Annotated in this window: 13 protein-coding genes; 8 read left to right on the top strand and 5 right to left on the bottom strand. The window is 43.5% G+C overall.

The genetic code is table 11. The features are described from left to right. Positions 1-303: 303 nt before the first annotated feature. Both gabT and FTT86_RS04835 read left to right on the top strand, forming a co-directional pair. A complete protein-coding gene (gene gabT, locus FTT86_RS04840; RefSeq protein WP_180087025.1) occupies positions 304-1,566 on the top strand; it encodes a 4-aminobutyrate--2-oxoglutarate transaminase in 1,263 nt (420 codons plus the stop codon). Positions 1,567-1,582: 16 nt separating this feature from the next. Continuing rightward, on the top strand, positions 1,583-3,031 hold the full coding sequence (locus FTT86_RS04835) for an NAD-dependent succinate-semialdehyde dehydrogenase (RefSeq protein ID WP_180180766.1): 1,449 nt from the start codon (positions 1,583-1,585) through the stop codon (positions 3,029-3,031). 204 nt (positions 3,032-3,235) lie between these two features. Here the strand turns inward: FTT86_RS04835 and FTT86_RS04830 are convergent, their stop codons facing one another. From FTT86_RS04830 to FTT86_RS04820, 3 genes are all read right to left on the bottom strand, one after another. Beyond that, positions 3,236-3,517 carry a helix-turn-helix domain-containing protein gene (locus FTT86_RS04830; protein ID WP_004280265.1) on the bottom strand — a complete coding sequence of 94 codons (282 nt, stop codon included), beginning with the start codon at positions 3,515-3,517 and terminating at the stop codon, positions 3,236-3,238. Then, positions 3,510-4,814 (bottom strand): type II toxin-antitoxin system HipA family toxin, encoded by a 1,305-nt coding sequence (locus tag FTT86_RS04825; RefSeq protein WP_180180702.1) that lies wholly within the window; start codon positions 4,812-4,814, stop codon positions 3,510-3,512. Before FTT86_RS04825 ends, FTT86_RS04830 begins: the two co-directional genes overlap by 8 nt. A gap of 249 nt (positions 4,815-5,063) precedes the next feature. Beyond that, positions 5,064-6,113 (bottom strand): aromatic ring-hydroxylating dioxygenase subunit alpha, encoded by a 1,050-nt coding sequence (locus FTT86_RS04820; RefSeq protein ID WP_180180701.1) that lies wholly within the window; start codon positions 6,111-6,113, stop codon positions 5,064-5,066. Positions 6,114-6,425: 312 nt separating this feature from the next. Here FTT86_RS04820 and puuE point away from each other — a divergent pair, with 312 nt between their 5' ends. The 5 genes from puuE to FTT86_RS04795 all read left to right on the top strand — a co-directional run bounded on the left by puuE (position 6,426) and on the right by FTT86_RS04795 (position 10,580). Beyond that, complete coding sequence (gene puuE / locus FTT86_RS04815) at positions 6,426-7,388, top strand: allantoinase PuuE (protein ID WP_180180700.1); 963 nt, start codon at positions 6,426-6,428, stop codon at positions 7,386-7,388. A 141-nt stretch (positions 7,389-7,529) separates the two neighbouring features. Continuing rightward, on the top strand, positions 7,530-8,033 hold the full coding sequence (gene uraD, locus FTT86_RS04810; RefSeq protein ID WP_180180699.1) for a 2-oxo-4-hydroxy-4-carboxy-5-ureidoimidazoline decarboxylase: 504 nt from the start codon (positions 7,530-7,532) through the stop codon (positions 8,031-8,033). Next, the gene (gene uraH / locus FTT86_RS04805) at positions 8,030-8,350 is read left to right on the top strand and encodes a hydroxyisourate hydrolase (RefSeq protein ID WP_004646924.1); all 321 of its coding nucleotides are present in this window, start codon (positions 8,030-8,032) and stop codon (positions 8,348-8,350) included. The genes uraD and uraH overlap by 4 nt, the downstream gene beginning before the upstream one ends. A gap of 30 nt (positions 8,351-8,380) precedes the next feature. Further along, the gene (locus FTT86_RS04800) at positions 8,381-9,739 is read left to right on the top strand and encodes a nucleobase:cation symporter-2 family protein (protein ID WP_180180698.1); all 1,359 of its coding nucleotides are present in this window, start codon (positions 8,381-8,383) and stop codon (positions 9,737-9,739) included. A 127-nt stretch (positions 9,740-9,866) separates the two neighbouring features. Continuing rightward, positions 9,867-10,580, top strand: coding sequence for an outer membrane protein OmpK (locus tag FTT86_RS04795; RefSeq protein ID WP_180087031.1), 714 nt, complete (start codon positions 9,867-9,869; stop codon positions 10,578-10,580). Between the two features lie 57 nt (positions 10,581-10,637). Here FTT86_RS04795 and FTT86_RS04790 read toward each other — a convergent pair whose 3' ends face one another. Continuing rightward, positions 10,638-11,135 (bottom strand): ureidoglycolate lyase, encoded by a 498-nt coding sequence (locus tag FTT86_RS04790; protein WP_004646920.1) that lies wholly within the window; start codon positions 11,133-11,135, stop codon positions 10,638-10,640. 12 nt (positions 11,136-11,147) lie between these two features. Beyond that, complete coding sequence (gene alc / locus FTT86_RS04785; RefSeq protein WP_180180697.1) at positions 11,148-12,152, bottom strand: allantoicase; 1,005 nt, start codon at positions 12,150-12,152, stop codon at positions 11,148-11,150. Between the two features lie 210 nt (positions 12,153-12,362). Between alc and hpxO the strand changes: the two genes are divergently transcribed. Further along, on the top strand, positions 12,363-13,520 hold the full coding sequence (gene hpxO / locus FTT86_RS04780; protein WP_180180696.1) for an FAD-dependent urate hydroxylase HpxO: 1,158 nt from the start codon (positions 12,363-12,365) through the stop codon (positions 13,518-13,520). The last annotated feature ends 35 nt before the right edge of the window (positions 13,521-13,555 follow it).

The raw sequence follows: 13,555 nt of genomic DNA, 5'->3' as shown, positions 1-13,555 counted from the left end.
TTAGTTGATTATTACCCATCCTAAATTTTTGCAATGGATTTTTAAATTGGCTTCTTTATTCAAAAAGGAGCCAATTTTTAGTACAAATATAAATAATTGTTTATGAATAAAATAATTTTATATTTTGACTATTTTACTCGTTTTAAATAGATCAATTGGCTCCTTCTATCTGCTGCAAAGTGGCTCTCGTCTCATACGCATAAAAGCGCAAAATGAACCATATCAGCCAGTCTTTGGCAAATTTCTATCCCAAGATCCGGATAGCAAAATTTACAACGTATGAATCAAGAATGAGGATACAAAATGGACAGTAAACACTCAGCACTGAATGCACGTAAACAGCAGGCGACACCACGTGGTGTTGGGGTCATGTGTCAATGGTACGCAGAGAAAGCAGAAAACTCGACCATTTGGGATGCAGAAGGCAATCAATATATCGACTTTGCGGGCGGGATCGCCGTACTGAATACTGGCCATCGTCACCCTAAAATTATTGCTGCGGTCACTGAACAATTAACCAAATTTACCCATACGGCTTATCAGGTTGTACCATACGAGAGTTACGTTGCTCTGGCAGAACGTATCAATGCACGCGCTCCCATCCAAGGTGCTGCAAAAACCTCATTCTTTTCGACTGGTGCTGAAGCTGTCGAAAATGCAGTTAAAATTGCCCGTGCCCATACTGGCCGTCATGGCATTGTGACTTTTGGTAATGGTTTTCATGGCCGTTCATTTATGACGATGGCCATGACCGGTAAAACTGCACCTTATAAACGCGACTTTGGGGTGATGCCTGGTGGTGTTTTCCATGCCCGTTACCCGGTGGAATCCAAAGGCATTAGCGTAGATGATGCAATGCAAAGCATTGAAGACATTTTCGCAGAAGATATTGCTGCGCATGACGTAGCAGCAATTGTGCTTGAGCCTGTACAAGGCGAAGGCGGATTTAATGTGGTGCCTGCAGAATTCCTGAAACGCTTGCGTGTGCTATGCGATCAAAACGGCATTTTACTGATTGCTGATGAAGTACAGTCTGGTTTTGCGCGTACAGGTAAACTGTTTGCGATGGATTATTATGAGACCAAGCCAGATCTGATTACGATGGCAAAGAGTCTGGGCGGCGGTTTCCCGATTTCAGGCGTTGTGGGTCGTGCTGAAGTGATGGATGCACCAAATCCGGGTGGATTGGGCGGTACTTATGCCGGTAACCCGGTTGCTGTTGCGGCTGCCCATGCGGTACTGGATATCATTGAAGAAGAAGGTCTTTGTGAAAGAGCGAATGATCTAGGCGCAGAACTGGTTGATGTTTTACATGAACTGAAAATGTCTTCTAGCATGGTCAAAGATATTCGTGCACTGGGCTCAATGGTGGCGGTTGAGCTGGAAACTGCGGAACAGGCAAAAGCTGTACAAAACCATGCCATGCAAAATGGTCTGTTAATCCTGACCTGCGGTCGTTATGGTAATGTAATCCGTTTCCTATACCCGCTCACGATTCCGGCAGAACAGTTCCGTGCGGGATTGGCTATCTTGAAACAAGGGTTTGCAATGTCTGTTGCAGCCTAATGAAAGAGTAATGATCATGCTTCAAGCGCAATATAGAGATTTATTACAGCATCCTGATATCAGCTTCGATCAGCCTGCCACGGGTGAATATATTGAAGTCAACGATGCAGCAACCCAAGCCACTTTGGCCTGGGTAAAATCCCATGACCGGACATCTGTAGAACAGCTGATAGCTCGTTCTCAGCAAGCCCAAAAAGCCTGGAAAACCAAGACAGCCCTCGAACGTGCGGATGTGCTTTGGGCCTGGTTCAATCTGATGCAGGAACATAAAGAATCTTTGGCTCAGATTCTGACTGCTGAACAGGGTAAGCCACTGGCTGAGGCGCGTGGTGAAATTGGTTATGCCGCTTCCTTTATCCGCTGGTTTGCCGAGCAGGCGCGCCGTATTGATGGTGACGTGTTGACGCCAACGCTTGCCCATCAACGTTTATTGGTCATTAAACAGGCGATTGGGGTAACAGCTGCGATCACACCGTGGAATTTTCCGGCGGCGATGATTACCCGTAAAGCCGCGCCAGCTCTGGCTGCTGGCTGCTCAATGCTGGTTAAACCGGCTGAACAAACGCCTTTAACCGCCTATGCGCTTGAGGTTTTGGCCTTGCGCGCAGGTTTACCACAAGATGTATTGCTGCATGTCAGTGGTGATGCAGTTGAAGTGGGGCAGGTCTTATGTGAAAGCGAAACCGTGAAAAAGTTAAGCTTTACCGGTTCGACTCAAGTCGGCCGTATCCTGATGCAGCAGTGTGCGCCCACCATCAAAAAACTGTCTTTAGAACTTGGTGGCAATGCACCGGTTCTGGTTTTTGATGACGCCAATATTGAACAGGCTGTACAGGGCATCATGGCCAGTAAATTCCGGAACAGTGGACAGACCTGTGTTTGTGCGAACCGGATTTATGTACAAGATGGTATTTATGATGCACTGGTAGAAAAACTGGTGGCTGCCGTTGCCAAGCTGAAAGTGGGTGATGGCCGTGATGAAGCCTCTACTCAGGGTCCATTAATTGATGAGGCTGCGATTGAAAAAGTGCAGTCACATATTGCCGATGCATTGAGCAAAGGTGCACAGGTGAAAACCGGTGGACAGCGTTCAAATCTGGGCGGTACATTCTTCGAACCTACGCTTTTGACTGAAGTTACCCAGCAGATGCGTGTGGCAAAAGAAGAAACTTTTGGACCGTTGGCGCCGTTATTCCGTTTCAAGACTGAAGAAGAAGCAATTCAGATGGCGAACGATACAGAATTCGGTCTGGCTACCTATGTATTTACCCAAAGTACAGCACGTCAGTGGCGTGTAGGTGAAGCCTTAGAATACGGTATGGTGGGAATTAATACCGGAGCCATCTCTAATGAGGTTGCGCCATTTGGTGGAGTCAAGCAATCAGGGTTAGGCCGTGAAGGGTCTAAATTCGGTATGGATGAATACCTTGAAATGAAATATCTCTGTGTTGATATTTCTTCATAATGATGTTTAAAAAGTAAACTTATTCATTAAAAAACTGATGAGAAAATATCAGCCTCCAGTGAATCCCGTGTTTAATTTAAACCGGGATTCCTGCGATGGAGCAAGGACTCAATAAACAGATTGGAGCAGGGCATATTTTCAGTTGTTAAGTCATTCTTCTTCTCTAAAATTCCCCTAAATATCAATTAAAGCATCAGATTATCATCAGGATTTAACCCTGATTTCTAACTTTAAACCAAAAGCATCCAGTAATTTCTGCATAGACTTGAGTGTTGGATTGCCTTCAGGTTGTTCCATTTTCTGTAGAGTCTGGGGAGCAATCTTGGTAATTTTAGCCATATCGTTGAGTGTGAGGTGCAACTCGGTACGAATGAAGCGAGCAACCTGATGAAAAGGCCAGTCAGGATTGTTACTGACGGTTTCAAGTACAGACAATCTCTTTTGCATCTGTTGAATCGGAGTCAGTGGCTTGAAGCGTTTATCCATAATTCAGCTCCTCCAATTGTTGGCAAATATTATCAATTCGATACTGGCTATTTTCCAGAATTTCAGGTGCCAATTGCAGATACTGCATGTGCTCGAGTAATCCCTGATAAAGTGGTAATTGTTCGATTAACACCGCTTTGATTTCTTTTGGATCAATCATCGTGCTTTCGGCGATCTGTTCAATGACTGAATGCCAAATTGGCATACCACCATGATCATCTCGCTCCCAACGCGTAGTTCGGGCAATACCATCTGGATGTAGCCACATCGGCGCAAAATCAAATAATGGGGTTAGTCGAATGATTCCATTATTGAAACGTTGAATCGCTGTATTACGGGTATGATTGTCCTTATTGCCTAAAGCGACATTGGCAAGATCACGCTTCAAATATTCAAAGATTTCCTGTTTTGGTTCAGTACAGCATTGCATCAACAGGCTACAGATCTGGTTATGGGTCATTCTTACCCCAAAACCGGCTTTTCCTCCCAGAGAAGCAATACTTTCCTGGGCAATTCTTTCAACCTTCCCATCGCTGACCTTACGGTCGAATCGGGGAATGAATAAAGTCTTGCCATGCAGCTCCAGTTCCTGATGAACACGAAGTCCCAGATACTGGGCAATTTTCATATATAAGGCTTCGTGCATCAAAATTTTATCTAAATTCTGATCACTGCCACGGCTAAATTTCACCAGCCAATGCTGCTTGACCTGATGATCTGTCAGCGTGTGATCCAGATAGAACAGGTCATCGTGACCTTGAGTCAGCAGTAATTTTGGCCACTCGCCCTGAATTCCAGAAGAACCGGCAATAAAAAGTCCATAAGAGGCTAAGGATTCAATAAATTTTTCTTGACGTTCTACGACTTGGTCTAGACTAAAGCCATGATTCTGCTGAACAGGAAACTGCCCCTGTAGCCATTCATAAGCCTCTTTCACCCGTAAGTTGCCAATCGGATTGCCTGCACCCGCTTTTAAAAGCGCCCAGTCTGCTTGTTCTTGGGTATTTTCAGAAAAATTAAGCTGACGTAATAATTCTTTACGGCCATAACCCTGAGGTAACAAATCCATCAGGAAGGCTGGCCAGGTAGATTGAAGCGTATTTTGCACATTCACCGGTAAATGATAGGCAAGCGCATGCCCATCACTTAAATCCATATAAGAAATAGCGTATTCAAACAAATATGATGTTCGCGTGGCTGCTTGCCATCCAGTCTGTTGTTGACCGACAATCTCAACAATAGCGCAATCAAGCCATTCATCTTCCTGATAAATCTGCAGTGTGCAATATTGATCCATAATTTTATTAAAATAGTAAAATAAAGTGATTTTATTTATTATATACCTATTTTAATAAAAAACTAATTTTATCTTCTTAAAGTTCTTTATCGTTCTAAAAGTCCTTATCTTCACCAGAATACAAGGCTTATGAGGATATATAACAAGATGTATCCTGTTAGAAATCACGATATAACCCAATTGATTTTTAAATATCAGAGCATCTCTAACCCTTACTACCTATAATCGCTTTTTCACTTGAATGAACTTTTAAGCAGCAAATAAAGGACTAAATCCCCGTTTGCGTAGTAATTTTCGGTACATACTCGAGCTTCGATCTGCCGGAAAATGCGCTTCTAAAGATAAGTCCAAAGGTAAATATTCAGGTTTCTGATTTTCTACAATTAAACGATCTTCTTCGAAAATTTTCATATTAAAGGCATAGGCATCTTCAACCGGTAAATCTTTATCATAATTGCGGCAAATAGGTGCAAAAAGTCGTGTTGAACGCGCAGTCATGGGTGAAGCCGCATTCATGATGACCTGCTTGGCATCATTCGGAAAATGAATCGTAAGTGTTGCAGTAAAGGGTAGGCTCACTTCGAAATGACGTAACCATTTAAAATCTTCCTGACCACGCTGCTCGGTTCCGATCGGATAACGTCCCACACTGCTGATATAATCTGCATTAAAACCGACCTCCGTTTCTGTCGTACTATACTCAGGGACTTCTACATCGTCCGGATCGCCAAAAGTATCTGGATGCACCCAGGCAAAATGTGCCACATCAATAAAACCTTCGAGTTGTCTTCCTGCAAAACATTGAATGTCTATCTGAGGACAGACCAGTTGCTGATACTCAGCATCATCCCAAAAAGGCATATGGGGAATATGAGGTTCTGCATCTTTTGTAGTGCTTAATGAACACCAGATCAGACCATACTTTTCTACCGCAGCATAAGTTTTCAAATGGAAGCGCTCCGATATTTTATGCTGAGGATGTGCAGGAATACGGTTGCATTTACCTGCACTGCCAAAGCGTAAACCGTGGTAACGACACACCACACCTTGGCCGTCATTTTTCCCCAAGCTTAAAGGTACACCGCGATGCGGACAGGCATCTTTCGCTACCACTAACTCACCATTCATTTTATAAATCACCAGAGGCATATCCAGCAGCATGCTACTTGTTGGCTGGTCTGTAATATCACGCGCAAGTGCAATCGGATACCAGTACTGAGCCAAGAGGTGCCAGTCATGTTCCTCGAATGTCATATGGACGGGTAAGTCGGGACTAAACGTGGCGATATTTGTATTCATAATGGGTTCTGTGTCGTGACCTTTAGCTGGACTATAAAACAGCAAGGTGTTCTATGAAATTTCAATTAACAGGACATAGGATTGCGTAAATCAGAACACTGACCAGCGATTGAAAACAAAATAAGCGTCTTTCCAGTTTTTTATGTTCAACCACGCAAATATTGAGATGTGAGATATTTCTAAGCTTAAATCTTCCTAAAAATAATCTTTTTAAGCCTATTTTCGCGCTGTCGATGCTCTACTTTGGCGCACAAATTGCTTATCACGCGTATAGACCATTGATCATTTACTCAGAATCGACAAGGAATTAATGTGACGACTAGTTACTTACGCGGACAAGAACTTATCGACAGTATTCGCAATGCACCTTATTCGCGTAACCTGATTGGTTATCATGGCGAACCACCAAAAGTGCAATGGCCAAACGGCGCGCGTGTCGCGGTACAGTTTGTACTGAATTATGAAGAAGGTGGGGAAAACCACATTGAACATGGTGATGCCGGTTCAGAACAGTTTTTATCTGAAATCATTAGTGCCGCCAGCTTTCCAGACAAACATATGTCGATGGATTCGATGTACGAATATGGTTCACGTGCAGGCTTCTGGCGCATTCATCAGGAGTTCCAGAAACGTGGTTTGCAAATGACCATCTTTGGAGTCGGCATGGCCTTAATACGTAATCCTTATGTGGTCGAGGCAATTAAAGCAGCTCATTATGATGTGGTTTCACACGGACAGCGCTGGCTACATTATCAGGACATGCCGCTTGAACTCGAACGCCAATATATGGATCAGGCGATCAGTGTTCTGGAAAGCCTGTTTGATGAGGCACCGATCGGCTGGTATACCGGTCGGGACAGTCCGAATACCCGTCAACTTCTGGCTGAATTTCCTCAAATCAAATATGACGCTGATTACTATGGGGATGACTTGCCATTTTGGAGCACCTTGACCAATCAGGTGGGGGAAACACGTCCACATTTGATTATTCCTTATAGCCTGGATAGCAATGACATGAAATTCAGTTCACCTGGCGGTTTTAATAGTGGGGAACAGTTTTATCAATATCTCAAAGATGCTTTTGATGTGCTCTATGCCGAAGGTGAAACTGCGCCAAAAATGCTGTCGATTGGCATGCACTGCCGTATTTTAGGACGGCCGGGACGTTTTAAAGCCCTGCAAAAGTTTCTGGACTACATTCAAAATCATGACAAAGTGTGGATTTGCCGCCGTGGGGATATTGCCGAGCACTGGTATCAACATCATGCGCCATAATCATAAAATATATTGGAAAAGATCAGTTTAATGCTCTTTTTTGAGTCATGTAGTTTATGAAAATCATAAAAATTCAGCTTTGGCACTGTTATTGCAAAACCAGTTTTAAATAACCAAGCAATATAATCAGGCGATTGAAGAGTGCAACTTGTTGAATTTAATCAAGCATCAGCAGAAGATGCGAAGACCTTTTTAAAGCACTGTGTGCAAATACCCAGCTGGTCGACCGAGCTTGCCGCAAAACGTCCTTATGCATCGCTTGAGGATATTTTGAATGCAGCGCAACAACAAGCGGCGACCTGGAGTTGGGATGAGATTAAAACTGCACTGGATAATCATCCCCGTATAGGTGAAAAACAGGCACAGGCTGAATTAAGTGAAATAGAAAAAGACTTTTCCCATCGTGAACAATCCGGTATTACAGCAGATAAAGATACCCAGCTCGCTCTACTTAAAGGCAATCTTGCCTATGAGAAAAAATATGGGTTTATCTTTCTGATCAAAGCCGCTGGATTGAGCAGTGAAGACGTCCTTCAAGCCCTGAACTATCGTTTGCTGAATGATCCAGAGATTGAGAAACGTATTGTCCATCATCAACTGGCAGAAATTGCCTTGTCACGACTGGCTCAGGAGCTTCATGCATGATTAGCACGCATATTTTAGATACACATCTGGGAAAACCTGCGACAGACGTGGTCATTCGACTTTTTGCTGAAGACGGTCGCCTGATTAGGGAAGCAAAAACCAATGCAGACGGCCGCGTCAGTGATTTCGGCATGACCGAGTTTAAAGCGGGTGCCTATAGTCTTGAGTTCTTTACATCTGCCTATTTTGAAAATTCGGGTTTAGAAACTTTTTTTCCTAAAGCAGTTATTCATTTTTATGTGAAAGATGCGTCCCAGCATTTTCATATTCCTTTACTGATCAGCCCATTCGCGTACTCCACATATCGCGGAAGCTGATTTTATATTTAGACTTTGAGGGTGAGAAAAATGACAGAACAAAGTAAAACAATATCACCTGAACATGAATATTTAGGTGCGGGGAAAAGTGCAGCTTATGGTTTGCAACACGTACTGACCATGTATGGTGGAATTATTGCACCACCTTTAATCGTGGGAACAGCAGCCGGCCTAGAAGCTTATCAAATTGGATTATTGATTGCGGCGGCGCTATTTGTCGGTGGTTTAGCCACAATTTTGCAAACCGTTGGGGTGAAATATATCGGTGCAAAACTACCTTTGGTGCAAGGGGTTTCTTTTGCCGGTGTCGCAACGATGGTGGCGATTGTGACTACAGGCGGTGGTTTGCAAGCCGTCTACGGTGCAGTCATTGTCGCATCATTGATCGGTTTTTTCCTCGCACCTTATTTTTCCAAAATTATCCGTTTCTTTCCACCAGTCGTGACCGGTTGCGTCATTACTATCATTGGTTTGTCTTTATTGCCGGTGGCAGTCCGCTGGATGATGGGCGGCAATCCCAAGGCACCAGAATGGGGAAGTGTCGAGAATATTGGTCTGGCATTGATGACCTTGGCTTTAGTAATTTGCCTGAATTTGAGCCGACAGGCCGCTATCCGTCGCTTGTCTATTCTTCTAGCAATTGTTTTAGGTTCAGTACTGGCCTATTTATTCGGTTTTGGTGATTTCTCTAAAGTTGCGAATGGAACATGGATTCAGGTACCCAGCTTCTTCGCCTTTGGACTACCGACTTTTGAGCTCACTGCCATCATTTCCATGCTTATCGTTACGCTAGTGATTATGACCGAAACCACAGCAGATATCATTGCAGTGGGTGAGATTGTAGGTACCAAAGTGGATGCGGATCGTATCTCGAATGGCTTGCGTGCCGATATGTTATCGAGTGCGATGGCACCGGTTTTTGGTTCATTTATGCAAAGTGCTTTTGCGCAAAATGTCGGCTTGGTGGCGATTACCGGAATTAAAAGCCGCTTTGTGGTCGCAGCTGGGGGCATGATTTTAGTCGTGTTGGGTTTACTGCCAATTATGGGACGTTTGATTGCTGCCATTCCTGTACCGGTATTAGGTGGTGCAGGTCTGGTACTTTTTGGAACAGTCGCTGCAAGCGGGATTCGTACCTTGGCTAAAATTGATTATAACGAGCAAAAAAATCTTATCATTGTTGCGACGGCTATTGCAGCCGGCATGATTCCCATTATTGATCATTCCTTTTATGCCAACTTTCCAAAATGGGTGCAAACCTTGTTTCATTCGGGGATTAGCTCAACCTGCTTAATGGCCATTTTACTCAACCTGTTGTTCAATCATCTGAACCTATTTAAAAATAAAAGCACAGCGACTACAGAAATTGTGGCAAAGATTCCACATTAGAAAATTTAAACCAGGATGAAAACAGTCCAGAAAATGGGCTGTTTTTTTTATCAAAAATTAAAAATGTTGGCTTTGTTTTTGCTTAATTCAGAATGTGATTCTTTCATTCCATTGGGGACCCTTATTTATGAAATTCACTCAACTTACTGCTGCAACATTACTTGTATTGGGTGCGGCATCCGCACAGGCAAAACCGATCTGGCAAGACTTCAGTGTCACCGGACTTTATGGAGAAAACTATGAGGTGGTCGATGAGAAACAGGCGACTGCGACCTTTGAATATACGGCAAAAGTAAAATATGCAGATGTCTTCTTCTTCATTGACCGTATGCGCGGCGCAGATGACTTTAAATCAAGTTATTTTGAATTTTCACCACGTTTAAGCTTGGGAGAAGTATCAGGCCAGAAACTTGCCTTTGGTCCGGTCAAGGATGTCTTGGTATCAACGACCTGGGAAGGCGGAGAAGGTTTTGATAACTTCCTCTACGGCGTAGGTTTTGATCTGGATATTCCATATTTCCGTTATGCCAGCATTAATCTTTATCGCGTGAATAATGAGAATATTGATGATGATTACCAGTTGACATTGACCTATGGCGTACCAATTAAACTGGGAACTGAAGAATTCCTGGTGGATGGCTTCCTGGACTGGTCAACAGAAGAGGATGATCATGACAGCGAGATGAACTGGACCACCCAATGGAAATGGAATGTCGGTAAACACATTTCTCCAGAAACCAATTTATATCTGGGAATTGAACATTCTATCTGGAACAACAAATTCGGTATCCCAAATGCCGATGAAAATAATGTCAGTGCTTTAGTGAAATATCACTTCTAGGCAAAGTGATGAAGAAATAAGTTAAAAGCCCTGATAAAAGGGCTTTTTTTAATGCGTTTAAAATACGATCTGGATGTTTTCAGGAAAAGGATGAACATCACAATTTGATCCGCTACCTATACGATCCACTACGACAAACTCGCTGGGTGCTTCAAGGGTCAATAATGGATGATGCCAGGTTCCGGCACGATAATTTATCCCTTGAGAACCATCACTGATAAATACCTGAATCTGACTAATATCGGGCTGTGTATAATCAAGTTCAGGCGCTACAACGATTAAAAATTGCTGGCCGTGCATCGGAATAAAAGCCTGTGATCCTAGAGGATGCCTTTCCAGCATTGAGATTTGAAAAGGAATTGCCGTAGCTTGCATATTTCTAAAAATACTCAGTCCGACCTTGGTGTCACTTTCTACTTCAGCCAGGGCATGATAACGCTCAGTCTGCTGCTCATTGATATGAAAATAATGATTACCCTGACAGGCAATGACTTCTCCAAAAGGCAGAAAACTTTCAGTGCTTAAAGGCTGTATTTTTATACTTTGCATAGACATATCATTGATCACTCAAGCCAATTTTCCCCAGAGACGAATCCGGCTGATGCCACCGTCCGGAATCATGTTGACACGAATATGGGAAATTTTTTCGTGTTGTAAAATTTCATTGATGTAATGATGAATATGATCCATTTGCATAGGTTGGGCTGCTAACAAAAAAGGCCAGAACATGCTTTGTGGAATGAGTTGCTCATCGGTTGCATCCTCAACATAGATGGCTTGAATAGAAACCTCTGCAGGGAAATTTCCCTTAAAATGTGCGGTATCAATTTCAATTTTCTCGATTCGGGCACTGGCGCCTAAAGCCAAAATGCACCAGTCAAATCCTGGAGCACGACGCCGTTTGGTTTCCCAGCCATCGCCCATGTTAATGCCACGTCCCGGATTAATCAGATTGCGTGGATGTCCAAAATGCGCATCGCTATAGGCAACGACACGGCCACCATGTTCTAGTGCCAAAACATCTAGCATTTGATCACTATCTTGCAGATTGATTTTTACCTGACCATAGACCTTAAAACGTGCAATCCCACCGTCAGGATAAATATTCAAACGGACATGGGTAAATATCTGCTTTGCTGAAATCTGAACAATATGATGCTGGCTGGGGCCCAAGAGATTATTTTCTATAATGCTGATCCATTCTGCCTGATCAAGATTTCCATCTGGCGCATAACATGCTTGCACAGCAGCAGAGGCCGGATAATTACCGCTAAAAAAAGTCGTATCAATATCCAGTGCCTGTATTTGACCTGCAACAGCAAGTTTAATGATGGCCCAATCATAGCCCGTGTGGCGCTTGCGACGGGTTTCCCAGCCATCCATCCATTTGCCATGCTCATCAAACTTGTCTTCGATAAAGACCGGTGCCTCAAATTGCAACATGCGTTTTGCTTCAGCAAAAAACTCATCTGAACATTCAAGAATTTCTGCGCCAATTCGGGCATCTGCAAGGTTAGTTAACTGCTGTACTGGAGCAGGCAGATCAAAAATTGGAGCTAATAAGGTCGCCATCTTAAATTTCCATCATTGGTATACGTCACATGAATATGCACTTTTATAAATACAAATTTAGGTCTTCTGCCTTTATAAAAACAGGACATTGAAGGAATTTAAAAGCACAGCGTGTGCCAACTCTTGCTATTTTTTTAGTGCATTTTTTTCAGGATGGCACGTTTTTAGCATTTTAGCTGGCAATGAAGATGAAATAGCCAGGAGGAATAGATGGAGATTGCAATTATTGGGGCAGGCATGGGCGGATTAACCACAGGAATTGCACTAAAAAAGTTCGGACATCGGGTCACCATCTATGAGCAGGCAGAACAGATTTTACCTGTCGGTGCTGCAATTTCCTTGTGGTCAAACGGGGTGAAGTGTTTGAACTATCTGGGCTTAACTGAACAGGTAGCAAAGTTAGGTGGCCAGATGAATGACTTAGCCTATATCGATGGTTTGAATGGCGAGGTCATGACGCAGTTTAGTTTGGCGCCGTTAATTGAAGAAGTCGGTCAACGTCCATATCCGGTATCGCGTGCTGAATTACAAAATATGTTAATGGATGCGTTTGGCCGGCAGGATATTCAGCTCGGTAAAAGAATGGTGTCTATTGAGGATAAGGGGCAACACGTTGAAATCGGTTTTCAGGATGGCAGCACTGTTTCTGCAGCATTATTGATTGGCGCAGATGGTACCCATTCCATGACGCGTCAGTATGTATTGGGCAAACAGGTTGAACGCCGTTATGCTGGCTATGTGAACTGGAACGGACTGGTTGAGATCTCTGAAGATTTAGCGCCCGCACAGCAGTGGACCACGTTTGTCGGTGAAGGCAAACGTGCTTCACTGATGCCTGTGGCAGACCAGCGCTTTTATTTCTTCTTTGATGTGCCATTGCCCGCAGGTCTGGAGAATCAACGTTCGGAATATAAGATCTTATTAAAGCAATATTTCTCTGGCTGGTGCTCCCAGGTTCAATGTCTGATTGACAGTATTGATGAGCAGAAAACCAATCGTGTCGAAATCCATGATATTGAGCCTTTTAACCAGTTTTATAAGGGCCGTGTGGTAATTTTAGGGGATGCGGCACATAGCACCACACCGGATATCGGGCAGGGAGGTTGCCAAGCAATGGAAGATGCGGTCTATCTGGCACGTGCCTTACAAATTAATACGCTAGGTCTGGAAGATGCCCTGAAACGTTATCAGAATAAACGCAATGAACGCGCCAATGAATTGCTGCTACGTGCACGTAAGCGTTGTGATGTCACGCATATGAAAGATGAGCAAATTACCAAAGACTGGTATGCAGACCTACGGAAAGAACAAGGCCCACATATTATGAAAGGCATTATTAGCAATATTGTGGGTAATCCATTGGATTAAGTCTAATTAATAGCATCACATATCGAGAAACCGCG

Origin of the sequence: Acinetobacter sp. YH01021, from assembly GCF_013420255.1 — a bacterium.
Classification (GTDB): Bacteria; Pseudomonadota; Gammaproteobacteria; order Pseudomonadales; family Moraxellaceae; genus Acinetobacter.
The sequence above is the reverse complement of the archived record's forward strand: the minus strand, read 5'-3'. Positions and strand labels throughout refer to the sequence as shown.